The organism is Colwellia marinimaniae (genome assembly GCF_002207865.1).
GTDB lineage: Bacteria > Pseudomonadota > Gammaproteobacteria > Enterobacterales > Alteromonadaceae > Colwellia > Colwellia marinimaniae.
Genome location: NZ_BDQM01000290.1, coordinates 1 through 268, shown reverse-complemented (window position 1 = coordinate 268; position 268 = coordinate 1). Strand labels below are relative to the sequence as shown.

The window sequence follows — 268 nt, the reverse complement described above, 5'->3', positions numbered from 1 at the left end:
GTGTAAACCGGTGAATATTTTAACCGGTCGTATGTATGGGTTTTATCGTGATAAAATTATCGCTAGATTAAGTCGCAGTAAATCGAATAAAGGGCGACAAGTAGTCGGTGATATAATTGATAATATCACTTTTCAATTGCCGTTGTATATCGTCATTTTACTGAGTGTCGGCATGGATATACCGAGTATTGCTAAGGCAGCTATGATCCAAACGTTGGCGCTATTGGTACTTGGCGCACCTTATGGCTACTGGTTGACAATAATACGT

General features: G+C 39.6%; 1 protein-coding gene. It reads left to right on the top strand.

Annotated elements, in window-relative coordinates; all coding sequences use genetic code 11:
* Positions 1-10: 10 nt before the first annotated feature.
* Positions 11-268, top strand: a 258-nt coding sequence (gene alaE / locus MTCD1_RS19325; RefSeq protein WP_235013395.1) for an L-alanine exporter AlaE, incomplete at its 3' end; no start/stop codon positions are given.